Source organism: Micromonospora sp. NPDC093243 (assembly GCF_044753725.1).
Lineage (GTDB): Bacteria > Actinomycetota > Actinomycetes > Mycobacteriales > Micromonosporaceae > Micromonospora.
Map to the genome: position 1 here is coordinate 298,533 of NZ_JBIVNT010000004.1, position 25,133 is coordinate 323,665.

The following is a 25,133-nucleotide window of genomic DNA, read 5'->3' on the forward strand; positions in this document are numbered from 1 at the left end:
GTAGCCGGACCGCCGCAGCGGCTCCCGAGCCGGTCGGGTTCAGCCGACCGCGAGCCAGACGGCCAGGGCGAGCAGCACTACCGCGACCACGGCGGCGCCGATCACCATCGGCATCCGGTTGGCGGTGGCGGCGGGCGCGTCGGCCTCCGCGGGGTTGACGAACGCCCGGAACGCCTCGGTGTTGCCGCTCGGGTCGCTGTAGTTCTCAGACATGCAGGTGACCCTAGCGAAGCCTGTCGAGCCCGGCCGTCCCGCGTGGCCGTGGTCCACGGGTCGGACCGGGAGGTGGAGCGGTTCCGGCCGAGAAGGTGGGCGTACCGGAGCCGGACGGTGGGGACGCGACGGGCTACCGGCCACCTACCGTGGACGCATGGGGGCGAGGCGGCTGGCGGCCGTGCTGGTGACGGCGCTGCTCACCGGCTGCGCGCCGGCCACCGCCGCGACCGGCGGCACGGCCCCGGCGCGCCGGGCACCCGAGGGCACGTACGCCGTCGGCGTGCGCACGTTCACCCTCGATCCGCGCTCGGCGCGCCCCCTGCCGGTCACGGTCTGGTATCCGGCGGCGGGCGGCGCGGTGGCCGCCGGACAGTTCCCGGTGGTGGTCTACAGCCACGGGCTGGACAGCCTGCCGGAGCTGCACGCCGGGCTGACCAGCCGGTGGGCCGCCGCGGGCTTTGTGGTGGCCGCGCCGGCCTACCCGCACACCCGGCGGGGTGCGGCTTACTTCACCCGGGCCGACGTCCGCCACCAGCCGGCCGACGGCTGGCGGGTGATCCGGCACCTGGTCCGGCTCGCCGAGCACCCGGGCGACCCGCTCGCCGGGCACCTCGACGTGACCCGCTTCGCCGCGGCCGGCCACTCGGCCGGCGGCTTCACCACCGCCGGGATGTTCGCCGCCGGGCACTCCACCCGGCTGCGCGCTGGCGTGGTCATCGCGGGCGGCGGTCTCGCCGGCAGCTTCGCCGGACCGGCCGCGCCGCTGCTCTTCGTGCACGGCACCGCCGACCCGGTGGTGCCGATGGCGGTGGGCCGGGCCGCGTACGACCGCGCCTCCGGGCCGGCCGCGTTCCTCAGCCTGCTCGGGCAGGGCCACGGTGAGTACCTCACCCCCGGCCGCCCGGGCTTCGCCCAGGTCCTCGCCACCACCACCGACTTCCTGCGCTGGACCCTCTACGACGACCCGGCCGCCGCCCACCGCCTCCCCGCCGACGCCCACGCCCCCACCCTCACCACCTACACCTCCCGCCCACCCCCCAACCCCTAACCCACCCCCCAACCCCCAACCACCCCACCCCGCCCACCCCGCCCCGCCCACCCGCCCACCCCGCAGCGTGGATCATGCAGTTGTGGTGCCTCGCAAAGCGGGCTAGCCATACCTTTTCCGGCACCACAACTGCATGATCGACGGGGGTGGGCGGCGGTGCGGGGGCGGCGCCAGGGGGTGGGTTAGCTTCCCGGCGGTCGGGCGGGGCGGGCACAATCGGATTCATGTCTCGCCGCCACGCTCCCGCCCTGCTCGCCGCCACCCTGTTCACGGCCGGCCTGGTGGGTTGCTCCGGGGACGCCCCGGCCACCGAGAACCGCGTCCCGGCCGACCCGCCGCGCAGCGCCACGCCGGCTCCCCGGGTACCCGCCGGCACCGCACCGGCGAAGAGCTTCGCGGTCGGCGTACGACAGCTGAAGCTGGACCGCGACGGCCGGGCGCTGCCGGTGACCGTCTGGTATCCGGCGACCGGGCGCGCCGGTGGTACGCCGGAGCGCTCCGCGACCGCGGCCGACGGGAAGTTCCCGGTGGTGATGTTCAGCCACGGCCTGGGCGGCCGGCCGGCCGACTACGCCACGCTGCTCACCCGCTGGGCGGCGGCCGGGTTCGTGGTGGCCGCGCCGACCTTTCCGCACACCGCGCGGGGCGCCGACGGCAACGTGCTCGACGTGCTGAACCAGCCGGCCGACGTGTCGTACGTCCTGACCCAGGTGCTGGCGCTGGACGGCAAGGCGGGTGACCCGCTGCGGGGTCGGCTCGCCGGCGACCGGGTGGCGGCGGCCGGGCACTCGGCCGGCGGGGTGACCACCGTCGGCCTCTTCACCGGCGGGCGGGACGAGCGGCTGGACGCCGGCGTGGTGTTCGCCGGTACGTCCCTGGGCGTGGGCACCGCGTTCGCCGGGGCCGCCGCTCCGCAGCTCTTCGTGCACGGCGAGCGGGACGAGGTCGTCGAGTACGCGGCGGGCAAGGCGGTGTACGACGCGGTGCCGTGGCCGAAGGCGATGCTCAGCCTGACCAAGGGCGACCACGGGCGGGCGCTGCTGGCCGACGGCGCGTCGCTGCGCCTGGTCTCGGACACCACGGTCGAGTTCCTGCGCTGGTCGCTCTACGGCGACGCGGCGGCCAAGGGCCGGATCTCTTCCGACGCGGCCCGCGAAGGGCTGGCCACCTTCGACGACCACCTCTGACGACCGCCGCCCCGGCTCAAGATCCGCGCTCGTTCCCGGAAAGAGTGGCATCCCGACGCCGGGAGGCCACTTTTTCCCTGAAGTTGCGCGGATCTTGCGACGCGCGGCGCGCGGCGCGGCGCGGCGCGTGGCGCGGCGCGTGGCGCGGCGCGGCGCGTGGCGCGGCGCGGCGCGTGGCGCGGCGCGGCGCGTGGAGCGGCGTCAGGCGGTGTGGTCCAGGACGACCTTGCCGAAGGCCTCGCCGCTGTGCAGGCGGGCGAACGCCTCCTCGACCCCGCTGAACGGGATCACGCTGTCCACCACGGGACGCACCTGCCGGTCCGCGCAGAACGCGAGCAGGTCGTACAGCTCACCGGGGGTGCCCATCGAGGTGCCGAGGATCTCCAACTGCATGGCGAAGACCCGGCGCAGGTTGACCTTCGGCTCGTGCCCGGCGGTCGCCCCGGAGACCACGATCCGGGCCATCGGCGCGGCGGACTTCAGCGAGTGGTCGAAGGTGGCAGCCCCGACGGTCTCGATCACCACATCCACGCGCTCCGGCAGCCGGGCTCCCGGCTCGACCGCCGTCGCGCCCAGGGCGGCGGCGATCCGGTCCCGCTTTCCCGCGTCCCGGCTGGTCGCGTAGACCCGCTTGCCCATCGCCACGGCGAGCGCGACGGCCGCCGTGGCCACGCCCCCGCCGGCGCCCTGCACCAGCACGGCGTCGCCGTCCTCCACCCGCCCCTTCGTGGTGAGCATCCGCCAGGCGGTCAGCCAGGCGGTGGGCAGGCAGGCGGCGTCGGTCAGCGACAACCCGTCGGGCAGCGGTACCAGGTTGGGCCGCGGTACGGCCACCCGCTCGGCGAAGGTGCCGGGGAAGTGCTCGGAGAGGATGGAGACCCCGCGCGGGTCACCCGGGGTCGGCACCACCGGGTAGACGACCACCTCGTTGCCCTCCGGGTCCACCCCGACGGCGTCGCAGCCGAGGATCATCGGCAGCTGCGCCTCGGCGAGACCGACCCCGCGCAGCGACCAGAGGTCGTGGTGGTTGAGCGAGCTGGCCCGCACCTGCACGGTCACCCAGTCCTCGCCGGGATGGACCGGCTCGGGGCGCTCGCCCACGGCGAGCGCGGCGAGCGGGTTGGCGTCGTCGAAGCGGGAGACGAAGGCGGCACGCATGATCGGCACGGTAACAAGCCGATCGGCCGCACAGAAGGGCCCCGGTCACCGCGCGGCGCGGCGGCCGGGGCCGATCGGTCGGATCAGCGGCGGGCCGGGCAGGCCCCGGCACCGCCGGGTCAGGCGCGGGCGACGCCGGGTCAGGCGCGGGCTACGCCGTCGCGGCGGGCCGCCTCGGCCACCGCCTCGGCAACCGCCGGGGCGACCCGCGGGTCCAACGGCGACGGGACGATCGCCTCGGCGGTCAGCGCCTCGGCGACCACGCCGGCGATGGCGTCCGCGGCGGCCACCTTCATCGCGTCGGTGATCCGGGTGGCCCGGGCGTCCAGCGCCCCCCGGAAGACACCCGGGAAGGCCAGCACGTTGTTGATCTGATTCGGATAGTCGCTGCGCCCGGTGGCCACCACCGCGACGTGCCGGGCGGCCACCTCGGGGTGCACCTCGGGCGTGGGGTTGGCCAGCGCGAAGACGATGCCACCCGGGGCCATCCCGGCCACCGCCGCCTCCGGGATCTGCCCGCCCGAGACGCCGATCAGCACGTCCGCGCCGCGCAGCGCCTCGGTGATGTCGCCCGCGCGGTTGTCGGCGTTGGTCGTCGCGGCCAGCTCAGCCTTCGTACCGGTCAGGCCGGTGCGCTCCCGGCTCAGGATCCCCTTCGAGTCGCAGACCACCACCTGATCGGGGTTCACCCCGCCGGCGACCAGCATCTTGGTCACCGCGACACCGGCCGCGCCCGCCCCGCTGACCGCCACCCGCAGGTCGCCGAGCTTGCGGTTGAGCAGCGCCGCGGCGTTGCGCAGCGCGGCCAGCACCACGATCGCGGTGCCGTGCTGGTCGTCGTGGAAGACCGGGATGTCCAACGCCTCGTCGAGCCGGCGCTCCACCTCGAAGCAGCGCGGCGCGCTGATGTCCTCCAGGTTGATCCCGCCGAACGAGGGCGCCAGCGCCCGCACCGTCGCCACGATCTCGTCCACGTCCTGGGTGTCCAGGCAGACCGGCACCGCATCGACGCCGGCGAACTGCTTGAACAGCACCGCCTTGCCCTCCATCACGGGCAGCGCGGCGCGCGGCCCGATGTTGCCCAACCCGAGTACCGCCGAGCCGTCGGTGACCACCGCGACAGCGTGCGCGGCCCAGGTGTAGTCGGCGGCCAGGGCCGGATCGGCGGCGATCGCCTCACACACCCGGGCCACCCCGGGGGTGTACGCGAGCGAGAGGTCCTCCCGGTTGGTGAGCGGCACCGTCGAGGTGACGGCCATCTTGCCGCCCCGGTGCAGCCGGAACACGGGATCGGCGGGGTCCACGGTGGACGAAGACATTTGGTGACTCCAGGATCTGTCGAGCAGATGGGGCGGCCGACTCGGGCGCGAGGTGGGCGGCGAGCGGTGGCACGCGGTGCGGGGGGTCACCCGGGCACTTCCGAGCATAGTGTCGGCACTGCCCCTCGGATGTGAGCAGGGTCATAACGGCCGGGGCCGTACCCGTCCGGGGCGCGGCCAGTAGCGGGCCACCACCCGGCCGTGAACGTCGGCCACGCCGTACGCCCTGGAGTCGTCGGTGACCAGGTCGTTGTCGCCGCGCAGCCACCAGCCACCGTCCTGTTTACGCACGGCGCGCTTGACGACCAGCAACTCGGGGCGGCTGCGGAAGACCGCCACCACGACGTCGCCGGGGCGGACCCGACGGCCGCCCGGCCGCACCAGGACGGCGTCGCCGTGCCGCAGCGTGGGGGCCATGGACGGGCCGGTCACCAGCACGGCACTCAGCGGCCTGCGCAGCCGGGGCACCCGGGCGGTGTGATCTTCACGCATGGTTTCACCTCCACCCGGTCGGGGAGCCCGTCCAGGAGTAATGTCGGCTTGGATCATCGCAAACTTCCCATGGAGGATCCCGATGCGACTTCCACGCATCCTTACGCCCCGCGTAACCGCGAGCGCTCACTGCGATCTGCCCTGCGGCGTCTACGACCCGGCCCAGGCCCGGATCGAGGCCGAGTCGGTCAAAATGATCTGCGAGAAGTACCAGGCGAACACCGACCCGGAGTTCCGCACTCGCGCGGTCATCATCAAGGAGCAGCGCGCCGAGCTGGTCAAGCACCACCTCTGGGTGCTCTGGACCGACTACTTCAAGGCCACCCACTTCGAGAAGTACCCGCAGCTGCACCAGCTCTTCAACGAGGCCACGAAGCTCGCCGGTTCCGGCGGCGTCAAGGGCAGCCTCGACCCGGCCACCGCCGACCAGCTGCTGCAGAAGATCGACGACATCTCCAAGATCTTCTGGGAGACCAAGAAGGCGTGACCCTCGGTACCGAGGCACCGACGATCCGGCCGGCACGTCCCACGGACGTGCCGGCCGTCGTCGCGATGGTGCACGAGTTGGCGGCGTACGAGCGGGCGCCCGAGCAGTGTCACCTGACCGCCGAGCAGTTGGACGCCGCCCTGTTCGGCCCGGCGCCGGCGCTCTTCGGGCACGTGGCCGTCGACGCCGACGACCAGCCGGTCGGGTTCGCGCTCTGGTTCCTCAACTTCTCCACCTGGGCCGGCGTGCACGGCATCTACCTGGAGGACCTCTACGTCCGCCCGACGGCCCGGGGCACCGGCGCCGGCCGACTGCTGCTGGCCACCCTCGCCGCGATCTGCGTCGAGCGCGGTTACCGCCGGCTCGAGTGGTGGATGATCGACTGGAATCCGGCGGCGGGCTTCTACGCCGCGATCGGCGCCGACAAGATGGACGAGTGGGTCCCCTACCGGCTCAGCGGGGACGCGCTGCACGGGTTGGCCCGCCAGGCGGCGGCCCCCACCCACCCGTCCGCCTGACCGGGTAGAGTCCCCGACCGGGGGGATGAGTGGTGACTCAACTGACCGGCCAGTCGGCCACCGACGACGACATCGTGCACCTCACCGTGCCCGCCGACGGCGGCTACCTGGGGGTGCTCCGCACCGCCACCGCCGGTCTCGCGGCCCGGCTGCAGTTCGCCCTCGACGAGATCGAGGATCTGCGCATCGCCGTCGACGAGGCGTGCGCGATGCTGCTCGCCATCGCCACCCGGGACGCCGAGTTGGAGTGCCGCTTCTCGGTGACCGAGGACGCGCTGACCGTCGAGGTGACCGTGCCGACCGTCCGCGGCGCCACGCTCCCCGCCGAGTCGTCGTTCGCCTGGAAGGTGCTCACCGCGCTGACCACGGCGGCGTCCGCCACCGCCAGCGACGGGCGGGCGACCATCTCGCTGCTCACCCGCCGCTCCGGCTACTGACCGCCGCCCGGCCGGTTACCGGCCGGCGCTCGGCTCTCCGGGCGCGGCGAAGCCCAGCGCGCGGTTGGTGGGCGGGCTCAACAGCAGCGCGCTGACACCGAGGCCGAGCGCCATCAGCGGTACACCCAGCCAGCCCAGGCCGCCCTGGATCATGTACCAGCCGATCGGCAGCAGCATCAGCTGCAGCACGATCGCCGGGGCGCGCGCCCCGGCGCGGCACCGGGCCAGCGCCCCGCCGAGCGCCCAGAGCGCCGCCGCCGCGCCGACGGTGAAGACGGTCACCAGCAACGCCGAGGTGAGGCCGGCGGTGGTGTCGGCGGTCAGGTCGGCCCAGAGCAGCCAGACGGCGATCAGCCCGACGGCCACCGCCTCGGCGCGCAGCAGCCGCACCGCCCAGCGGAGCGTGACGGGAATCGGGTCCGAGTCGATGGTCACGCGCGCCACGATACCCGGGCTACCGGGGGGTACAGTGCCGCCCATGCGGGCCGTCCTGGTGGTCAATCCGAAGGCCACCACCACCAGCGAACGCAGCCGGGACGTGCTGGTCCGGGCGCTGCGCAGCGAAGTCGACCTCTCGGTGCGGTACACCCGCCGACGCGGGCACGCCACCGCGCTGGCCCGGGAGGCCGCCGAGGAGGGGGTGGACGTCGTCGTCACCCTCGGTGGCGACGGCACGGTGAACGAGGTGGTCAACGGGCTGATGGCCGCGGAGCCCGCGACCGTGCCCGGCGCCCTCACACCGGCCGAGCGGCTGCCGGCTCTCGCGACCGTGCCGGGCGGTTCGACAAACGTCTTCGCACGGGCGTTGGGCCTGCCCCGGGAGTGGCCGGAGGGCACCAGCATGATCCTGGAGGCGCTTCGGCTGGGCCGTTACCGGACGATCGGGCTGGGTCGCGCCGACGACCGCTACTTCACCTTCTGCGCCGGGTTCGGGGTGGACGCCGCGGTGATCCACCGGGTCGAGCAGGCCCGCCGCCGGGGCCGGGTGTCCAGCCCGAGCCTCTACCTGCGCGCCATCCTCAGCCAGTACTTCTTCGCCTCTGACCGCCGGCATCCGGCGGTCAGCCTGGAGCGGCCCGGTGAGCCGGCGGAGGACGAGCTCGCGACGGTCATCATCCAGAACACGGCACCGTGGACGTACCTGGGCGATCGGGAGATCAACCCGAACCCGGAGGCGTCCTTCGACCTCGGCCTGGACGTGCTGGCGTTGCGTCAGCTTCGGGTGCCGAGTACGACACGGACGGTGACCCAATTCCTGTCCACGCGCCCCGACCCGCGCGGCAAGCAGGTGCTGCGACTGCACGACGTAGCGGAGTTCACGCTGGTCTCCAGCCGTCCGCAGGCGTTCCAGCTAGACGGGGACTACCTGGGCGAGCGGGAGAAAGTTAGATTCGCATCCATTCCCGCCGCACTGAGAGTAATCTGCTAGGTCTCGGGTACCGCCGTTGGTTGACGCGGCCGCGATCCCGTCGACGCGACGGCCGCCACACCGAGAGGCAGGTGCCGGAAATGTCAGCAATGTCACGCGGACTGTACTATATTGATCCTCGACTGTGGTACGCCGGGTAACCAGAGCGCTCTGGAACCGGGACAAATGGGTTGTGGGCTTGCTCACCGCGCGGAGTTTTTCTGAGCGTCACCCTTGACATCGTGTGAGTTCGTGAAAGTATTCACAAGCGAACTTGAGTTACCGGGACATTGCCTGGATATGCTCGTCAGGTTGAGCAGTTCCAGCAGGTCCCCGGGGCCAACAGCCTGCTCACGCAATGCCGAATAGTCGGACGCGAACCGTAACGACCGGCATTGCGGATGCATATAGGAAAAGCACCGAAGCACGATTTGCCACCCATCCAGAATGAGGAGTGTTGCCGCCATGGACTGGCGTCACCATGCTGTCTGCCGCGACGAGGACCCGGAGCTGTTCTTCCCGATCGGGACGTCCGGTCCGGCTCTGCTGCAGGTCGAGCAGGCCAAGGCCGTCTGCCGGCGCTGCTCCGTGACCGACCAGTGCCTGCAGTGGGCGCTCGAGTCGGGTCAGGACGCCGGCGTCTGGGGCGGGATGAGCGAGGAGGAGCGGCGCGCTGTGAAGCGTCGCGGTGGCCTCCGGGTGCTGCGCGCTCACTCCGCCTGACCACCGACACAGCTGCACGCCCCGCCGGGTCCGACCCGGCGGGGCGTTCTGCTGTCCCGGCCCGGCCCGGCGCACTCCGTCAAGCCGGCGCGCCCGGCCCGGGCCAGCGCACCCGGCTAGGCCAGCACGCCTGGCTAAGCCAGCACGCCCGGCCGGGCCAGCCCGCTCGGCTGAAGCGGCCCGTTCGGCTGGGCCAGCGCGGCGTCGACCCGGCGCAGCACCAGGTCCGCCAACTCCGGAGCGTCGGTGAGCGGGGCGGCGACGGCGACCGCGCCGGCCGCGCCCGCCGACATCGTCACCGCGTCGTGGAAGAGGCCGGGGGCCAGGAAGTACGCCGACACGGCCACCCGGCGGGCACCGTCCGCGCGCAGCCGGGTGACCGCCGCACCGACCGCCGGCGGCGCCGCCGAGGCGTACGACACCCGGGTCGGCACGCCGTAGGCGAGGCCGAGGGCGGCGGCGACCCGTCCCACCGAGCCCCGCGCCCGGGGATCCCGGGTGCCCGCCGCGGCCAGCACCAGCGCGTCGAACCGACCCGGCTCCGCCTGCGCCAACCGCCGCCGCAGGCCGGACAGCAGGCCCGGGTCCACCGCCCCGTCGGCCGGTCCCAGCACATCGGTCACCCGTACCGCCAGGCCCGGTGCCGCCGCCCGGGCCTCGGCGACCGCCGCCGGAATGTCCACCCGACGGTGGTAGGCGGCGGTCAGCAGCAACGGGACCAGCACCACCCTCGGGTGCCCGGCGGCGGCCAGCGCCCGCAGCGCCTCGGCCGGGCCGGGGCCGGTGTGATCGAGCCAACTCGCCGAGACCGGGGTGCCCGGGCGGGCCGCCGACACCGCCCGGGCCAACGCCCTGGTCGCCGCGGCAGCCCGCGGATCACGGCTGCCGTGCGCGACCAGGACGACGGGGTCGGCGCACGGCCGCGCCGCCACCGCCCCGGTCGGTACCCGCCGGATCGGCCGGGTCAGACGTGCAGTCCGCACTCGGTCTTCTCGAACATCGCCCACCGGCCGGCCCGCGGGTCCTCCCCCGCCTTGGTCCGACGGGTGCACGGCCAGCAGCCGATCGAACCGTAGCCCTGCTTGAACAGCTCGTTGACCGGCACGTTCCACCGGGCGATGTAGCCGTCCACGTCGGCCTGTGACCAGGCCGCGATCGGGTTCACCTTGACCCTTCCGCGTCGCGCGTCGAACGTCACCACGGGCGTGTTCGCCCGGGTCGGCGACTCGTCCCGGCGCAGCCCGGCGGCCCACGCGTCGTAACCGGTCAGGGCCCGCTCCAGTGGCTCCACCTTGCGCAGCTGGCAGCAGTCGTCCGGGGACTTGTTGAACAACCGCGGCCCGTACTGGCCGTCCTGCTGGCCCACGGTGAGCCGGGGCCGGATCGACCGGACGTTCACCGGCAGCGTCCGGGCCACCTCGTCGCGTACCCGAAGCGTCTCGGGGAAGTGCAGGCCGGTGTCGAGGAAGACGACGTCCACCCCGGGCGCCACCCGGGAGACCAGGTGGGCCAGCACCGCGTCCGCCATCGAGCTGGTCACGCAGAACCGGTCGCCGAAGGTCTCGGCGGCCCAGCGGGCGATCTCCAGGGCCGGCGCGCCCTCCAGCTCCCGGCCGGCCCGCTCGGCCAACGCGCGCAGCTCCTCCGGAGACCGCCGGGCCGGGTCGGCGGGTGCCGTACCCACCGTCCCCACCAGACCGAGGTTCGCCGCCGACACGAGGCTCATCGGTTCCTCCCCCGGCTCAGCAGACCGGTGAACTTCACCGTGAAGACCCGCACGCAGGCGTGGCACTCCCAGGCGCCGTGGCCCGCCTCGCTCGGCCGCAGATCCTCCTCGCCGCAGTACGGGCAGTACAGGGGTGCCGCACGGTTCTCGCTGCTCATCGCAGTTCCTCCTCGTCGACTCTGATCACCCACTGGGCGAACGGCTCGCCCGCGTGCCGGCCGGCCAGATAGCGGCGGGCCAGCCGTTCCACGTACTCCGGAAGCTCCTCGGCGGTGGTCTTCAGGCCGCGCAGCTTGCGGCCGAAGCCCGAGGTCTGCCCGGCGGCCATGCCGAGGCCGCCGCCGAGGTGCACCTGGAAGCCCTCCACCTGGCGACCGTCCGGGCCGAGCACCAGCTGACCCTTGAGGCCGATGTCGGCCACCTGGGTGCGGGCGCAGGCGTTCGGGCAGCCGTTGAGGTGGATGGAGATGTCCGCGTCGAAGTCGCGCAACCGCTGCTCCAGGCGGGCCACCAGCTCCTCGCCGCGCGCCTTGGTCTCGACGATCGCGAGCTTGCAGAACTCGATGCCGGTGCAGGCCATGGTGCCGCGCCGCCAGGCCGACGGGCGGGCCTCCAGGCCGATCTCGCGCAGCGCGCCGACCAGCGACTCGGTCCGCTCCGGCGCGACGTCCAGCACCAGCAGCTTCTGGTACGGAGTCAGCCGGATCCGGTCGCTGCCGTGCGCCTGCACCACGTCGGCCAGCTTCGCGAGCTGCCCGCCGGAGACCCGGCCGACCACCGGGGCGGCGCCGACGTAGTTGCGCCCGTCCCGCTGCCGGTGCACGCCGATGTGGTCGATCGGCCGCTCGGGCAACTCCGGGGCGGGACCGTCGAGCAGCGTCCGGCCCAGGTACTCCTTCTCCAGCACCTCCCGGAACTTCTCCACGCCCCAGTCCGCGACCAGGAACTTCAGTCGGGCCCGGTTGCGCAGCCGGCGGTAGCCGTAGTCGCGGAAGATGCCGACCACACCGACCCAGACGTCCGGCACCTCGGCCAGCGGCACCCAGACACCCAGCCGCTGGGCAAGCATCGGGTTGGTGGAGAGACCGCCGCCGACCCAGAGGTCGAAGCCGGGGCCGTGCTCGGGGTGGTCCACACCGAGGAACGCGATGTCGTTCGCCTGGTAGGGGGTGTCCGCCTGCCAGGAGATGGTCGACTTGAACTTGCGCGGCAGGTTCGAGTACTCCGGGTCGCCCACGTAGCGGCGGACGATCTCGTCGATCGCCGGCGTCGGGTCGATCAGCTCCGTCTCGGCCACCCCGGCGACCGGGCTGCCCAGCACGATCCGGGGGCAGTCGCCGCAGGCCTCGGTGGTCTCCAGGCCGACCGCCTCCAGCCGGCGCCAGATCTCCGGTACGTCCTCGACCCGGATCCAGTGCAGCTGGATGTTCTGCCGGTCGGTGATGTCAGCGGTGTCCCGGGCGAACTCCCGCGAGATGTCGGCGATGGTCCGCAGCTGGGCCAGGGAGAGCTGGCCACCGTCCACCCGGACCCGGAGCATGAAGTACTCGTCCTCCAGCTCGTGCGGCTCGAGCACGGCGGTGCGCCCGCCGTCGATGCCCGCCTTGCGCTGGGTGTAGAGACCCCACCAGCGGAACCGGCCGCGCAGGTCCTGCGGATCGATGGAGGCGAAGCCCCGGTGGGCGTAGATGTTCTCGATCCGGGCCCGGACGTTGAGCGGGTTGTCGTCCTTCTTGATCCGCTCGTTGGGGTTGAGCGGCTCGCGGTGGCCGAGCGCCCACTGCCCCTCGCCCCGGGCGCGACGCGGTGCCCGGGTGGGACGCGTCGTCGGGTCGTCGGACCGGGCCGGAATGCTGCTGACCGCCATCGCGGCGTCCTCCGTTGTCTGCTGAGCCTCGGTGGGTACGCGGGCGCGGCGGCCGGCCCGTCAGAGCGGGCTCGGGACAACGGTGTCGAGAGGGCCGGCGCGGAGCGCGCCCGAGACAGATTTGTCGGGCGTCGTCAGTTGGCCGGACAGATGGCGCTGCGCACGCGGCCGTAGTCGACGTGGCGACGGGCCACGAAGCGACGTACGACGGCGGCGGTCATGCTCGCCATGCTGCCACACCCCATGGGTGCCGGCCAATGAGTGGGTGCCGGATCCCACATCACGGGCCGACGCCGGTACGCCTGCTCCCGCCCCGCCGCGCCGGAGCGTGTGCGAGGCTCGGCCCTGTGGGTGGATTGTCCGATAGGTCGCATCGGGCAACCCCGGCCGGAGGCGCAGCGGGCCGGTCCTCGGGGCTGCGGGGCGCGACGGTCTGGTTGGCGCCGGCGCTGCTGACCCTGCTGGTGACCGGGGTGGAGCTGGGTCGTGCCCAGCTATGGCGGGACGAGCTGGCCACCTGGAGCGCGGCCACCCGGTCGGTCGGCGACCTGGTCCGGCTGGCCGGCACCATCGACGCGGCGACCGGGCCGTACTACCTGCTCATGCACGGCTGGGTGGCGCTGGCCGGGGACTCGGTGGTCGCGCTGCGGGTGCCGTCGGTGCTGGCCATGACGGGAGCGGCGGCGTTCACCGCGCTGCTCGGCCAACGGCTCGCCGGGCCCCGGGCCGGCCTGCTCGCCGGCCTGCTCTTCGCGGTGCTGCCCGGCACCTCCCGGTACGCCCAGGAGGCCCGGCCGTACGCGCTGGCCACCCTCTTCGCCGTACTCGCCACCCTGCTGCTGGTCGACGCGCTGCGGCGCCCGGGCTGGGCCCGCTGGGTCGGGTACGCCGCCGCCCTCGCCGCGCTCGGGCTGACCCACCTGATCGCCCTCACCCTGCTCGCCGCGCACGTCGTCGCGGTGCTCGCCGCCCGCCGCGCCGGCCTCGCCCCCGCCGCCCCCGCCGGCCCGGCCGCCAGGCAGGGCGGGCCGGGCAGCGGGCGGGACGGGCGGTGGTGGTGGCTGGCGGCCGTGCTGCCGGCGCTGCTGCTGACCGCCCCGCTCGCGTTGGCTGCCCGCAGCCAACGGGGCAGGCAGCTGAACTGGGTGGACCTCGTCCGGCCGGCCGATCTGACCGGGCTACCGGGCGGGGTCGCGCAGAGCAGCGTGGTGGGCGGCCTGCTGGTCGGGCTCGCCGCGCTCGGCGCCGCCCGGCTCGGCTGGCGCGCCCTGCTACCCGGGTGCGCGGTGCTGCTACCGGTCCTGCTGCTCTTCGCCGCCGGGCTGGGCGTACCGATCTGGGTGCCCCGCTACCTGGTGTTCGTCGTACCGTTCGGCTGCGTGCTGGCCGCCGCGGCGCTGGCGGCGGTGCCGCTGCCCGGCGGGCTCGCCGTGCTGACCCTGGCCGGGCTGCTCGGCCTGCCGGACCAGGCCGCGCTGCGGCACACTCACGAATGGCCGCGCAGCGCCCCGGTCGACTACCGGGGGGTGGCCCGGGTCGTCGCCGCCGGGCAGCGCCCCGGCGACGCGGTCGTCTACTCACCCCGGGACAGCTGGCTCTTCCTCGACCTCGGGCTGGACTACCAGCTGCCCGACCGGCGTCCCCGGGACGCGCTGCTGGTCGAGGGGCAGGCCCGTCGGGGCAGCCTCTGGGCGACCGAGTGCGACCGGCCCGCCGAGTGCCTGGCCGGCGTGCCCCGGGTCTGGTTGGTGGTCGCCGGCCGGCACCCCGACCCGGTCGCCGCGGTGCCCGGCGCGAAGGGGGCCGCGCTGCGGGACGGCTTCGCCGTCGAGCAGGTCTGGCAACGCCCCGGTCTGACCGTCGCCCTGCTCACCCGCTGACCGGTCGGCGTCTTCGCCACCTCGGAGCACCTACGGACGCTGCGGCGTGTCGCGCTCCTTGGGCGCCCAGCTCGTTCAGCGAGATACCTCTGAGGCATCAATATGCCGCAGAGGTATCTCGCTCATGGGAAGACCCGCGGGCGCGGAGGCTGGCCACGCCGTCACACGACCAGGGGCACGCGCGGCTTCGAGGGCGACCGGCGGACTCAGCGGGTCCGGTCAGCTGCCGGCGCGGCCGTCCGGGGCGGCCCGCGCCAGCGGTACGACGATCATCGCCTCGGTGCCGCCGGAGCTGCCGTCGCGCAGCTCGATGGTGCCGCGCAGCTCCCCGGTGACCAGCGCCCGGACGATCTGCAGCCCGAGGTTTCCGCCCCGTTCGGCGTCGAAGCCGGCGGGCAGGCCGCGACCGTTGTCGGTCACCGAGACGTGCAGTTGCTTGCGGAAGCGGTGCGCCGCGACCACCACCTCCGGCCGCGCCGCAGGCGGCCCGTCGGAGGCCGGCCCGCCGAGCGCCGGCCCGCCGAGCGCCGGCTCGGTCGCCAGCGGCCCGCCCGCCGCCGGCACGTCGTCCGCGTCCGAGGGTGGGAAGCCGTGCTCGACGGCGTTGAGCAGCAGCTCGTTGAGGACCATCACCAGCGAGGTGGCGATCTCCGCGGGCAGCACCCCGAAGCTCCCCTTGCGGCGCATGCCGACGGAGACCTCGGTCGCGGCCACCTCGGTCGCCGCGCTGGCCACCCGGTCGACGATGCCGTCGAACTCGACCGCCTCGTCGCTCGACATGGAGAGCGTCTCGTGCACCAGCGCGATCGAGGCGACCCGGCGTACCGACTCCTCCAGCGCGACCCGGGCCTCCGGCATGGAGACCCGGCGGGCCTGCAGGCGCAGCAGCGCGGCGACCGTCTGGAGGTTGTTCTTCACCCGGTGGTGGATCTCCCGGATGGTGGCGTCCTTGGTGATCAGGGCGCGGTCGCGACGGCGTACCTCGGTGATGTCCCGGACCAGCACCAGCGCGCCGATCGGCACGCCGGCCGGCATCAGCGGCAGGGCCCGGGTGAGCATGGTGGCGCCGCGGGCGTCGATCTCCCGCCGGGGCGGGGCGTCACCGTGCAGCGCGGCCAGGATCGCGTTCGCCGCGTCGGTCCCCTCGAGCGGATCCCCGGCGAGCCGGCGGTGCAGCGCGGCCAGATCCTCGCCCACCAGGTGGGCGGCGTAGCCCAGCCGCCGGTACGCGGACTGGGCGTTCGGGCTGGCGTAGGTGACCTTGCCGTTCGCGTCCAGCCGGACCAGGCCGTCGCCGACCCGGGGGGCGGAGGTGGTCTCCCCCGGGTGCCGCGGCGGCGGGAAGGTGCCGTCGGCGATCATCTGGGCCAGGTCGTCGGCCGTGGTCAGGTAGTTCAGCTCCAGCTGGCTGGGGGTACGCGCGGTGGAGAGGTTGGTGTCCCGGCCGACCACCGCGATCACCTCGCTGGCCTCCCCGTCGGCCGCGCGCAGCCGGACCGGGATCGCCTCGTGCCGGGCCGGCACGTCGCCGTACCAGACCGGGTCGCCCTCCCGCCAGATCCGGCCCTGCCGGTACGCCACCTCCAGGTGCGCGACCTCCGGCCCGCCGACGATCCGGCCCACCTGGTCGTCCTGGTAGGCGGTCGGCGCGGTCGTCGGGCGGACCTGGGCGACGCAGAGGAACGTGCCGTCGGCGTCCACCGGCACCCAGAGCAACAGGTCGGCGAAGGACAGGTCGGAGAGGAGCTGCCAGTCTCCGGCTATCCGGTGCAGGTGGTCGATGTCCGCCGGACGGAGGTGGGTGTGCTCCTCGGCGAGGTCGCGCAGCGTGGACACGCTGACCAGCGTGCCACGCCGCGCCTCACATCGTCGCGGTGACCTTCTTGAGCCCGCGGGGCGCGTCCGGATCCTCGCCCCGGGTCAGCGCCAACGCCATCGCCAGCCGCTGCAACGGCAGGATGTCCAGCAGCGGGGCGTAGCGCTCGTCGACCTCGGGGACGGCGATCCGGGTGGCCCCCTCGACATCGGCCGAGCCGACCACCACCACGTCGGCACGGCGCTCGCCGAGCCGGGGCAGCACCTCGCCCATCGACCGACCGCCGGGCCCGGAGCCGACCACCGCGAGCACCGGCACGTCCGGGTCCGTCATGGCGAGCGGGCCGTGCAGCAGGTCGGCGCCGGAGAAGGCGAGCGCCGGCAGGTAGGAGGTCTCCATCAGCTTGAGCGCCGCCTCCCGGGCGGTCGGGTAGGCGTAGCCGCGGCCGGTGGTGACCAGTTGGGCCGCGAACCGGTAGCGGGGCGCCAGCTGCGCCGGGGTGGGGTCGGCCAGGGTACGGGCGGCCAACTCGGGCAGCGCGGCGAGCGCCTCGCGCTCGTCGACCGGCAACGCCCCGTCGCCGGCCCGGATCCCCTCGACGAGCATGAGCAGGGCGAGCAGTTCGGCCGTGTAGGTCTTGGTGGCCGCCACCGCCCGCTCGTGGCCGGCGGCGATGTCCACGCTCAGCTCGGCGGCGGCCGCCAGCGGCGACTCCGGCGCGTTGGTGACCGCGAGGGTGAGCGCGCCCGAGGCCCGGGCCACCCGCAGCACCTCGGTCAGGTCCGGTGAGCCCCCGCTCTGGCTGACCCCGACGACCAGCGCGTCGGAGAGGTCGGGCCGGGCGCCGTAGACGGTGACCGCGCTCGGCGAGGCGAGCCCGGCGGGCAGGCCGAGCCGGATCTCGGTGAGGTAGGCGGCGTAGAGCGCCGCGTGGTCGGAGGTGCCCCGGGCGGTGAAGACCACGTGCCGCGGCCGACGCTCGGCGATGACCGCCGCCACCCGGGCGATCTCTGCGGCGTGCTCGGTGGAGAGCAGCCGCTCGTATCCGGCCGGCTGCTCGTCGATGTCGGCGGCCATTCCGGCCCCTGCACGCGTCACGGAAGCTCCTCCCTGTGCGCGGTTGCCGCGCGTTTCCTGCTCAGTCTTGCACCTTTGGCTCGATCTCAGCAATCGAACGAACAGTAGTGCGCATTTGATCACCGAATCGGCCCGCCATCACCTAGGCTGGCTCGACTCGACCCCGCCCACCGCACCCGACGAGAGGACGACGTGCCCGAGGACGACCGCGCGCTCTCCGCGGCGGAGGAGCTCGCCCTGGCCCGGCTGGCGATCGACGAGGGCGATCTGGACCACGCCGCCGGGCACGTGGCCGGCGCGCTGGCGCAGGCGCCGACCCTGCCGGAGGTGCACGAGACGCTGGCCCGGCTCGCCACGGCCGCCGGCGGGGGCGTCGACCTCTTCCCACTGTCCCACCACACCTTCGTCGGCGCCGTGGTCGCCCGCGCCCACCTGCTCGCCGCCGCGGGGCACCCGGGCGAGGGGCTCGAGCTGCTCGTCGCGGCGACCGGCTACGCGCCGCAGACCGACTGGGCCGGAGTGCCCTGGGTGACCGCACCCGAACTGGCCGAACGGCTCGCGCCGGAGCACGCCGCGCAGTTGCTCATGCAGGTCTGCGCCGCGGTGCCCGATCCGGTGCCCCGTGCCGGCCGGCCGGCGGTGGCCGCCTACCTCACGTTGGCCCGCAACGCGGTCACCGTCCATCCCGAGCACGGTCTGCTGCTGGGCGCGGCGTCCGCGCTGGCCCGGCGGCTCGGTGAGGTCGCGCTGGCGATCCGCTGGGCCAGTCGGGGCGTACGCGCGCAGCCGTCCAAGATCGGCGAGGTCTGGCTCGGGTACGCGTACCGCAGCGCCGGGCGGACCCGGGAGGCGCTCGCAGCGCTCGGCCGGGCCGTCGGGCACGACCCCGACGACCTCGCCGTCTACGCCGACATCGCCGGCACCCTGGCCGACATCGGCAAGCTCGACGAGGCACTGGACTGGATCGAGCGGGCGCTGGCTCGCGACCCGTCCTTCGACTGCGCCGTGCACACCGCGCACCGGCTGCGCTACCAGCGCGACGGCGACGTGGCGCACCTGATCGCGCTCGCCGACTTCGTCCGGGACCACCCGGACGACACGCACGAGCACGGCGATCTGGCCGAGTCCTGCCGGAGCCGGCCCTGGCTCGGGCAGGTCACCCCGGCCGCCGGGCCGGTGGTCGACGCGTTGCGGCTGGCCGTCGCCGACGACCACGGGGGCGTCGGCGCGGCCGTACGCCTGCTGACCCTGGCCCCGCCGAGCGCGATGCGGACGGCCGAGGCGGCCGTGCCCGGGATGCGGATCGAGGTGGCCGGAGTGGTCGAGCCGGACGCCCGCGAGCCGCGGCGGGCCGGCACCCGGCAGCTCTGGCACTACCAGGGCACGGTGGCCGCTCCCGCGATTCCCGCCCCCTCCGCGGCGGCCGCCGACCGGGTCCGGCAGCTCGTGCACCCGGCCTGGCCGCATCCACCCGCCGCCTACGACGCCGCGGTCGGCCTGGCCACCCTCGATCTGACGGATCTGCTCGGGCTGCTCGTGCATCCGCCCGAGCCGCCGGCCACCGCGGTCGGCCGGGTGCTCGGCGGGCAGGACCCGACGCTCTGGGTCCGCTGCGTACAGGTGTGGGCCTGCCTCGGCCTGCTGCACCACCGCACCGACGAGCCGTGGGACGACTCCACCCGGCGCCGGGTGCTGCTGGACCTGGTCTGGGGTGTCGAGGACTGGATCACCGAGGCCGCGCTCTTCGCCCTGGTCACCGCCGCCTGGGTCGACCCGGCGGTACGCCCCGACGTGGCCAAGGTGGTGGCCGACCGGCTGGCCGACGCGGCGGCGGTGGCCCGGGTCCGCCCGATGCCCCTCGCCACCTCGCTGGCTCACCTGGCCCTGGCCACTCCGACGTTGGACGGCGCGACCGCCGCCCTCGCCACCGAACTGCTCGGCGCGCGGCCGACCCTCCCCCGCCCCCGCACTCCCCTGGCCCGCCTGTGGCACCGCCTCCTCACCCCCCTCCGCCGCCCCCGCACGCCCCCCACGCCCCAGTGATCAAGAGGTTCGCGTCACCGGAGGCCGGATTCCTGACGCGAACCTCTTGATCACCGAGGGCAGGCGGGGGCAGGCGGGGGTGGGGTGGGTTAGGCGAGGGGGGCCTTGGCTAGGGCGGTTTCGGCCTGCTCTTCGGGGGTGGTCTGTGGGGTTGGCTCGTTGCCGGTGCGCAGCGGGATCTCCTTGATGAACCAGGCGAGCACCGGCAGCGCGACGGTGAAGAGCACCGCCCAGAGGAAGACGTGCGAGATCGCGTCGGCGAGGCCGCCGAGCACCAGCTCGCGGGCCTGCGCGGGCAGCCGCTTGAGCTGCGCCAGGTCCAGCGCGCCGCCCTCCCCGCCGCCACTGAACGCGCCGCCCGCGGCCGAGCCGGCCAGCCGGTTGGCGAAGATCGCGCCGAAGAGCGAGATGCCGAACGAGCCGCCGATCGAGCGGAAGAAGGTGGCCGCGCCGCTCGCCGCGCCCAGGTCCTTCTGCTCCACGCTGTTCTGCGCGATCAGCATCGTGGTCTGCATGAGGAAGCCCATGCCGACGCCGAGGACGAACATGAAGACCGACGACTCGACCTTGCTGGTGTTCACGTCGAGCATGGTCAGCAGCCCCATGCCGGCGGCCATCACCACGCCGCCGATGATCGGGTACGCCCGGTAGCGACCGGTCCTGGTGATCGCCCGGCCGATCACCAGCGAGACCACCAGCATGCCGAACATCAACGGAAGCAGCAGCAGGCCGCTGTTGGTGGCGGAGGCGCCCTGCACCGTCTGCTGGTAGAGCGGCAGGAAGTTCATCGCGCCGAACATCGCGAAGCCGAGCAGGAAGCCGATCACCGAGATCAACGCGAAGTTCCGGTTGGCGAAGAGGCCCAGTGGCAGGATCGGCTCGGGTGCCCGCCGCTCGACGAGGCCGAAGGCGATCAGGGTGACCAGGGCGAGTGCGGCCAGGCCGATGATCTGACCGGAGGCCCAGTCGTACTCGTTGCCGCCCCAGGTGGTGATCAGCACGATCGCGGTGATGCCGACCGAGAGCAGCGCGGCGCCCAGCCAGTCGATCCGGTGCTCGGTGCGGTACTTCGGCAGGTGCATCGTCGTGATCAGCAGCACCAGCGCGACGCCGCCGAGGGGCAGGTTCACGTAGAACGCCCAGCGCCAGGAGAGGTGATCGGTGATGAACCCACCGACCAGCGGGCCGGCCACCATGGCGATGGCCATGATGCCGGCGATCATGCCCTGGTAGCGGCCCCGCTCACGGGGCGGGACCAGATCCCCGATGATCGCCATCACGCCGACCATCAGACCGCCGGCGCCGAGGCCCTGCACCGCCCGGAAGGCGATCAGCTGGACCATGCCGTCGGACGGACCGCCGAGGAACCCGGAGCCGGCCATGCCGCAGAGCGCGGAGCCGAGCAGGAAGAGACCGACCGAGGTGAGGAAGACCGACTTGCGACCGTAGAGGTCGCCGAGCTTGCCCCAGATCGGGGTGGAGACCGTGGTGCCGAGCACGTACGCGGTGACCACCCAGGTGAAGTGGCTCAGGCCGCCGAACTCGTTGACGATCCGTGGCAGCGCGGTGCTGACGATCATGTTGTCGAGCATCGCGAGCATCATCGCGATCATCAGGCCGAAGAGCACCACCCGGACGTTGGGTCGCGCGACAGCCTGGGTTGCCTGAGTCATGGGTAAGCTCCCCCCGAGGAGCGGCTTGCTTACTTGCCGCCCGGCTAGTTTCCTTACTAGCCGCACGGTAAGTTGGTGAGGCAACTATGGTCAAGCGAATTGGGTGGTACGGGTGAGGGAGAGCACAGGCGGCACGCGCGAGCGCATCAAGGCCGTCGCGCTTGAGCTCTTCACCGAGCAGGGGTACGAGAAGACCTCGCTGCGGGAGATCGCCGAGCGGCTGAACGTGACGAAGGCCGCGCTCTACTACCACTTCAAGAGCAAGGACGAAATCGTCACCAGCTTCGTCGACGACCGGCTGGAGCGGATCGAGGAGCTGGTCGCCTGGGCCGAGTCCCAGCCGGCCACCCGGGAGACCCGACGGACCCTGATCGCCCGCTACGCCGACGAGATGTTCGCCGGCGACCAGCCCTCCGTGATGCGCTTCTTCGAGCAGAACCAGACCGTGCTCAAGAGCCTCACCGCCGGGCAACAGATGCGCGGCCGGATGATGAAGCTGGCCAACCAGCTCTGCCGGGGCGACGACTCCCCCGGCGCACAGCTGCGTGCCACGCTCTCGCTCTTCGCCGTGCACAGCAGCTGGTTCGCCGTCCGGACGCCGCACATCACCGACGCCGAGCGGCGCAAGATCGCCCTGGAGGTGGCCGACGAGTTGCTCGCCTCGATCGGCACGCCGGCCGACGCCGAGCAGGGCTGAGCCAGCCGACCGACGACCACGACCGGGCCGACCCGACCGAACCCGGTTCAGATTCGGCCAGCGTCGGGATCAGGCGGCGGTCAGCTCCAGCCGCAGGCCGAGCAGCTCCACCCCGGGCACCGGCGCCCAGTCCTTCTCCGGAGCGCGCACGAAGCCGAGCCGCGCGTAGAGCTGGTGGGCCGTCTGGGCCATCCCGCTACGCACGCAGATCACCACGGCCGAGCAGCCCAGCTCGGTCGCCCGCGCGACGCAGGCCCGGGCCAGCGCCGCGCCGACACCCCGCCCCTGGGCGGCCGGGTCGACGGCGAGCATGCGGAACTCCGCCTCACCGGGGCGGGACAGCTCGGCGAACCGGCTGCCCGGCAGCACGAAGGTGACCGAGCCGAGCACCGCCCCGGTCTCGTCCACGGCGACCAGCACCTCGCCGTGCTCCGCCCGGGTCGCCACGTCGGCGAGCACCGTGCCGTAGCCGTGCTCGCCCTTGAGCTGCCCGTCCGCCTCGTACGCGGCCACGGTCAGCCGGGCGATCGCCGGGAAGTCGGCCGGGACCGCCGGGCGGACCAGCGGGCCGGTCAACCGATCACCGCGATCAGGTCGCCGTCCTGCACCACGTCGCCCTCGTTGACCGCGAGCTGCTGCACGACGCCTTCGGACTCGGCGACGACAGGGATCTCCATCTTCATCGACTCCAGGATCACCAGGGTGTCCCCCTCGGACACGGTGTCCCCGGCCGACGCGACGACCTTCCAGACGTTCGCCACCATCTCGGCGCGGATCTCCTCGGCCATCTGCACGGCCCTCCCTCTCGCGGTTACCTGCCGACGTATCCAATCATGCGACGACGGCCCGCGGGCGCGGAGCGACCGGCCGCATCCCGACGACGCCCCGGCGCGGTACGGCCGGCGGCGACCCAACTAGCATCAACGGGTCGGACCCCGGTGCCGGGCGGGCCGGTGCGTGCGCCGGCGCCGAGGTCGTGCGCAGCCGGATCCGACATTTCACGAGGAGGTCACCATGGCGAAGAAGGCCCGGAAGAAGAAGGCCCGCAAGAAGAGCGGCGCGAACCACGGCAAGCGCCCCAACTCCTGACCTCGCGCGGGCCACGCCCGTCGACGACAGTCAGCCCATCCGGCCGTGGCCGGATACGCCGGTGGCCCGGGTCGGATCGACCCGGGCCACCGGCGTGTGTCGGTCGTACGGCGACCGGCCTCAGTCGGCCAGTTCGCGCGACTCGCTGCTCTCGAAGACCACCAGCTCGGTCAGCCGCACGCGGAGCCGCTCGCGCAGCTCGTCGGGCGCGGTCTCGTTGCCGCAGCACCGCGCCACCAGCGCCTTGACCTCCTGCTCGAGGCCGTACTCGCGCAGGCAGTGCCCGCACTCGTCGAGGTGGTGGCGGATCAGCGTGCGCCGCTCGTCGGCGCACTCCAGGTCGAGATAGAGGTAGACCTCCGCGAGCACCTCGCGGCAGTCGGTCTCGTGCGGCTCTCCACAGCTCACGTCACACCTCCCGGCCGGCGGGAGCGGTCGAGCCCTTGGTGGAGGCGGAGAAACCGCGCTCCCTGGCGTACTGCTCCAACAGCTTGCGCAGATTACGCCGTCCGCGGTGCAGCCGCGACATCACCGTGCCGATCGGCGTGCCCATGATGTCGGCGACCTCCTTGTAGGAGAAGCCCTCGACGTCGGTCAGGTAGACGGCCATCCGGAACTCCTCCGGCAGCTGCTGGAGGGCCTCCTTGACGTCGCTGTCCGGCAGCCGGTCCAGCGCCTCGGTCTCGGCCGAGCGCAGCCCGCTGGAGGTGTGCGACTCGGCCTCGGCGAGCTGCCAGTCGGTGATCTCGTCGGTCGGCGCCTGCACCGGCTGCCGCTGCCGGCGCCGGTAGGAGTTGATGTAGGTGTTGGTCAGGATCCGGTAGAGCCAGGCCTTCAGGTTGGTGCCCTGCTCGAACTGGTGGAAGGCGGCGTACGCCTTCAGGTAGGTCTCCTGAACCAGATCCTCGGCATCCGCCGGGTTGCGTGTCATCCGCAGCCCGGCAGCGTAGAGCTGATCGACGAATGGCATCGCGTCCCGCTCGAAGCGGGCCCTGCGCTCGTCGGTCTTTTCGGTGGTCAACCGCACATCCCCTCGCGTCGGATGCTTTCCCGCCGAGGATACGCGTACGGACCTGCCCACAGATTCAGTTCCGGCCGGTGTGCTGGTGCTCACCGCACCGGTAGCACCCGGCTTCGCCGTGGCGGGCCACTCCGGGGCGGTGAGCAACTGGCGCAGTTGCCGCGCGTCCCGATCGTCCCGTTCCCGGCTCCGTGTCTCGGTCGGCACCCGGTCCCCCCTCCGCCAGAAAAGTCGTCCGGGGGTAGTAACGCCCGACGCCGGGCGGAGCATTCCGGACCGCCGTCCTTTTCCGCCGGCCACCCCTTTCCTGGCCCCGGCGTCGGCGGTGCCGGCGCTGGGACCAGGAAGGGCCTGGGAGGATGGTTCCGCCGCTCGAACCGGGCGCCGGCACCATCCGATGCAACGACCTTGCGCGGCCGCCGGAAACGGGCCGCCCGGCGCGGCGGGCCCCGCTGGTCCGCTTCGGCGAAGTCGCCACGCCAGCGCCGGCCGAACGGTGGGCCGCCCGGTCCGGCCCGGGTCGGGTCCCGGCACCCCGGGCCCCCGGCCGAGCGGTCAGGCCGCCGCCCAGCCCTGCCCGCGCAGCCAGTCCCGCACCACCGCCGCCGTGCCGATCGGGTCCTTCCGCAGGTCGTGCCCCTCACCGGGGCGGGTGACCACGGTCACCCCCGGGCCCGGGTCGGGCACCCCGAACGGATCCCGGTCACCGTTGACCACCAGGGTCGGCAGACCGGTCGACAACTCCGCCGCCCGGGAGCGCTCCGGGCGGCCCGGCGGGTGCAGCGGGAACGCCAGCGCGACGATCCCCGCCGCGCCGGTCGCAGCGGCCGTGCGGCAGGCAACCCGGGCCCCACTGGAACGCCCGCCGACGAGCAGCGTGGGTACATCGGCGTGCCGGTTCCGCAGCGCGGCCAGCACCGCCGTCCACGCCTCGTCCAGGTGCCCGGCGGGCGCGGGCGCGCGCCGACCGGCGACCCGGTACGGCTGGGTCACCCGCACCACCGCGACGCCGACGGCCACCGCCGCGTCCCGGACCGCGAGCAGGTCCGGCGCGTCCACCCCACCGCCCGCGCCGTGCCCGAGCACCAGCAGCGCGGTCACCGGCCCGGCCGGCAGATCGGTCTCGGTGCGGGCCGGCCCGCGCGGGGTGCCGATCTCATCGCTGCTGTGCACCGGCTCATTCTGCGCCCCGCCCGCCGGCGCACGGCCGGAACGCCGCCGAATGCGCATCGTCGCCAGATCAACAACCAC

At 73.6% G+C, this 25,133-nt stretch carries 28 protein-coding genes; 11 read left to right on the plus strand and 17 right to left on the minus strand.

What is annotated here, in order from left to right; all coding sequences use genetic code 11:
• Positions 1–39: 39 nt before the first annotated feature.
• The gene (locus tag ACIP9D_RS15110; protein ID WP_350871672.1) at positions 40–213 is read right to left on the minus strand and encodes a hypothetical protein; all 174 of its coding nucleotides are present in this window, start codon (positions 211–213) and stop codon (positions 40–42) included.
• 157 nt (positions 214–370) lie between these two features.
• On the opposite strand from ACIP9D_RS15110, the gene ACIP9D_RS15115 reads away from it, so the two are divergent.
• Positions 371–1,264, plus strand: coding sequence for an alpha/beta hydrolase (locus ACIP9D_RS15115; protein ID WP_350871670.1), 894 nt, complete (start codon positions 371–373; stop codon positions 1,262–1,264).
• A gap of 224 nt (positions 1,265–1,488) precedes the next feature.
• On the plus strand, positions 1,489–2,451 hold the full coding sequence (locus tag ACIP9D_RS15120) for a chlorophyllase/cutinase-like alpha/beta fold protein (protein WP_350871668.1): 963 nt from the start codon (positions 1,489–1,491) through the stop codon (positions 2,449–2,451).
• Positions 2,452–2,652: 201 nt separating this feature from the next.
• Here the strand turns inward: ACIP9D_RS15120 and ACIP9D_RS15125 are convergent, their stop codons facing one another.
• The 3 genes from ACIP9D_RS15125 to ACIP9D_RS15135 all read right to left on the minus strand — a co-directional run bounded on the left by ACIP9D_RS15125 (position 2,653) and on the right by ACIP9D_RS15135 (position 5,420).
• Positions 2,653–3,618, minus strand: coding sequence for a zinc-binding dehydrogenase (locus ACIP9D_RS15125; RefSeq protein ID WP_350871667.1), 966 nt, complete (start codon positions 3,616–3,618; stop codon positions 2,653–2,655).
• 131 nt (positions 3,619–3,749) lie between these two features.
• Complete coding sequence (locus tag ACIP9D_RS15130; RefSeq protein WP_350871665.1) at positions 3,750–4,928, minus strand: NADP-dependent malic enzyme; 1,179 nt, start codon at positions 4,926–4,928, stop codon at positions 3,750–3,752.
• A gap of 141 nt (positions 4,929–5,069) precedes the next feature.
• Positions 5,070–5,420, minus strand: coding sequence for a S24 family peptidase (locus ACIP9D_RS15135; protein ID WP_350871664.1), 351 nt, complete (start codon positions 5,418–5,420; stop codon positions 5,070–5,072).
• Between the two features lie 82 nt (positions 5,421–5,502).
• On the opposite strand from ACIP9D_RS15135, the gene sodN reads away from it, so the two are divergent.
• From sodN to ACIP9D_RS15150, 3 genes are all read left to right on the plus strand, one after another.
• Positions 5,503–5,907, plus strand: coding sequence for a superoxide dismutase, Ni (gene sodN / locus ACIP9D_RS15140; RefSeq protein ID WP_350871663.1), 405 nt, complete (start codon positions 5,503–5,505; stop codon positions 5,905–5,907).
• A 65-nt stretch (positions 5,908–5,972) separates the two neighbouring features.
• On the plus strand, positions 5,973–6,425 hold the full coding sequence (locus ACIP9D_RS15145) for a GNAT family N-acetyltransferase (RefSeq protein ID WP_350872138.1): 453 nt from the start codon (positions 5,973–5,975) through the stop codon (positions 6,423–6,425).
• Positions 6,426–6,457: 32 nt separating this feature from the next.
• Positions 6,458–6,862, plus strand: coding sequence for an ATP-binding protein (locus tag ACIP9D_RS15150; protein ID WP_350871661.1), 405 nt, complete (start codon positions 6,458–6,460; stop codon positions 6,860–6,862).
• Positions 6,863–6,877: 15 nt separating this feature from the next.
• On the opposite strand, the gene ACIP9D_RS15155 is transcribed toward ACIP9D_RS15150, so the two are convergent.
• Complete coding sequence (locus ACIP9D_RS15155; protein WP_350871659.1) at positions 6,878–7,297, minus strand: hypothetical protein; 420 nt, start codon at positions 7,295–7,297, stop codon at positions 6,878–6,880.
• A 43-nt stretch (positions 7,298–7,340) separates the two neighbouring features.
• Here ACIP9D_RS15155 and ACIP9D_RS15160 point away from each other — a divergent pair, with 43 nt between their 5' ends.
• Positions 7,341–8,291: a diacylglycerol kinase family protein gene (locus ACIP9D_RS15160; protein ID WP_350871657.1), complete on the plus strand. Its 951-nt coding sequence runs from the start codon at positions 7,341–7,343 to the stop codon at positions 8,289–8,291.
• Positions 8,292–8,735: 444 nt separating this feature from the next.
• Entirely contained in the window at positions 8,736–8,993 is a 258-nt protein-coding gene (locus ACIP9D_RS15165; protein ID WP_007072794.1) for a WhiB family transcriptional regulator, read from the plus strand.
• A gap of 134 nt (positions 8,994–9,127) precedes the next feature.
• On the opposite strand, the gene ACIP9D_RS15170 is transcribed toward ACIP9D_RS15165, so the two are convergent.
• From ACIP9D_RS15170 to ACIP9D_RS15185, 4 genes are read right to left on the minus strand one after another with little or no spacing between them, the layout of a single operon-like run.
• Entirely contained in the window at positions 9,128–9,925 is a 798-nt protein-coding gene (locus ACIP9D_RS15170; RefSeq protein ID WP_350872136.1) for a CbiX/SirB N-terminal domain-containing protein, read from the minus strand.
• Between the two features lie 32 nt (positions 9,926–9,957).
• Positions 9,958–10,719, minus strand: a complete 762-nt coding sequence (locus tag ACIP9D_RS15175; protein ID WP_350871656.1) for a phosphoadenylyl-sulfate reductase — start codon at positions 10,717–10,719, stop codon at positions 9,958–9,960.
• Positions 10,716–10,877: a hypothetical protein gene (locus ACIP9D_RS15180; protein WP_350871654.1), complete on the minus strand. Its 162-nt coding sequence runs from the start codon at positions 10,875–10,877 to the stop codon at positions 10,716–10,718. The genes ACIP9D_RS15175 and ACIP9D_RS15180 overlap by 4 nt, the downstream gene beginning before the upstream one ends.
• Positions 10,874–12,586 (minus strand): nitrite/sulfite reductase, encoded by a 1,713-nt coding sequence (locus tag ACIP9D_RS15185; protein ID WP_350871652.1) that lies wholly within the window; start codon positions 12,584–12,586, stop codon positions 10,874–10,876. The genes ACIP9D_RS15180 and ACIP9D_RS15185 overlap by 4 nt, the downstream gene beginning before the upstream one ends.
• A 416-nt stretch (positions 12,587–13,002) precedes the next feature.
• Between ACIP9D_RS15185 and ACIP9D_RS15190 the strand changes: the two genes are divergently transcribed.
• Positions 13,003–14,466, plus strand: a complete 1,464-nt coding sequence (locus ACIP9D_RS15190; protein WP_350872134.1) for a glycosyltransferase family 39 protein — start codon at positions 13,003–13,005, stop codon at positions 14,464–14,466.
• A 219-nt stretch (positions 14,467–14,685) separates the two neighbouring features.
• Here the strand turns inward: ACIP9D_RS15190 and ACIP9D_RS15195 are convergent, their stop codons facing one another.
• Both ACIP9D_RS15195 and ACIP9D_RS15200 read right to left on the minus strand, forming a co-directional pair.
• On the minus strand, positions 14,686–16,302 hold the full coding sequence (locus ACIP9D_RS15195) for a histidine kinase N-terminal domain-containing protein (RefSeq protein WP_350871650.1): 1,617 nt from the start codon (positions 16,300–16,302) through the stop codon (positions 14,686–14,688).
• Between the two features lie 25 nt (positions 16,303–16,327).
• A complete protein-coding gene (locus ACIP9D_RS15200) occupies positions 16,328–17,359 on the minus strand; it encodes an SIS domain-containing protein (RefSeq protein ID WP_350872132.1) in 1,032 nt (343 codons plus the stop codon).
• Between the two features lie 192 nt (positions 17,360–17,551).
• Here ACIP9D_RS15200 and ACIP9D_RS15205 point away from each other — a divergent pair, with 192 nt between their 5' ends.
• Entirely contained in the window at positions 17,552–19,402 is a 1,851-nt protein-coding gene (locus ACIP9D_RS15205) for a tetratricopeptide repeat protein (RefSeq protein WP_350871648.1), read from the plus strand.
• An 89-nt stretch (positions 19,403–19,491) separates the two neighbouring features.
• Here ACIP9D_RS15205 and ACIP9D_RS15210 read toward each other — a convergent pair whose 3' ends face one another.
• Complete coding sequence (locus tag ACIP9D_RS15210; RefSeq protein WP_350871646.1) at positions 19,492–21,075, minus strand: MDR family MFS transporter; 1,584 nt, start codon at positions 21,073–21,075, stop codon at positions 19,492–19,494.
• 112 nt (positions 21,076–21,187) lie between these two features.
• Here ACIP9D_RS15210 and ACIP9D_RS15215 point away from each other — a divergent pair, with 112 nt between their 5' ends.
• A complete protein-coding gene (locus ACIP9D_RS15215) occupies positions 21,188–21,772 on the plus strand; it encodes a helix-turn-helix domain-containing protein (protein ID WP_350871644.1) in 585 nt (194 codons plus the stop codon).
• Between the two features lie 69 nt (positions 21,773–21,841).
• Here ACIP9D_RS15215 and ACIP9D_RS15220 read toward each other — a convergent pair whose 3' ends face one another.
• Complete coding sequence (locus tag ACIP9D_RS15220) at positions 21,842–22,348, minus strand: GNAT family N-acetyltransferase (protein WP_350871642.1); 507 nt, start codon at positions 22,346–22,348, stop codon at positions 21,842–21,844.
• Positions 22,345–22,566 carry a biotin/lipoyl-binding carrier protein gene (locus ACIP9D_RS15225; protein WP_350871641.1) on the minus strand — a complete coding sequence of 74 codons (222 nt, stop codon included), beginning with the start codon at positions 22,564–22,566 and terminating at the stop codon, positions 22,345–22,347. Before ACIP9D_RS15225 ends, ACIP9D_RS15220 begins: the two co-directional genes overlap by 4 nt.
• Positions 22,567–22,786: 220 nt before the next feature.
• Between ACIP9D_RS15225 and ACIP9D_RS15230 the strand changes: the two genes are divergently transcribed.
• Positions 22,787–22,861 carry a 50S ribosomal protein bL37 gene (locus ACIP9D_RS15230; RefSeq protein WP_369700219.1) on the plus strand — a complete coding sequence of 25 codons (75 nt, stop codon included), beginning with the start codon at positions 22,787–22,789 and terminating at the stop codon, positions 22,859–22,861.
• Between the two features lie 120 nt (positions 22,862–22,981).
• Here the strand turns inward: ACIP9D_RS15230 and rsrA are convergent, their stop codons facing one another.
• The 3 genes from rsrA to ACIP9D_RS15245 form a co-directional block, all read right to left on the minus strand.
• Positions 22,982–23,269, minus strand: a complete 288-nt coding sequence (gene rsrA / locus ACIP9D_RS15235; protein WP_350871639.1) for a mycothiol system anti-sigma-R factor — start codon at positions 23,267–23,269, stop codon at positions 22,982–22,984.
• Between the two features lies 1 nt (position 23,270).
• Positions 23,271–24,089, minus strand: coding sequence for a sigma-70 family RNA polymerase sigma factor (locus ACIP9D_RS15240; protein WP_350871638.1), 819 nt, complete (start codon positions 24,087–24,089; stop codon positions 23,271–23,273).
• 348 nt (positions 24,090–24,437) lie between these two features.
• Positions 24,438–25,055: an alpha/beta family hydrolase gene (locus tag ACIP9D_RS15245; RefSeq protein ID WP_350871636.1), complete on the minus strand. Its 618-nt coding sequence runs from the start codon at positions 25,053–25,055 to the stop codon at positions 24,438–24,440.
• Positions 25,056–25,133 lie beyond the last annotated feature (78 nt).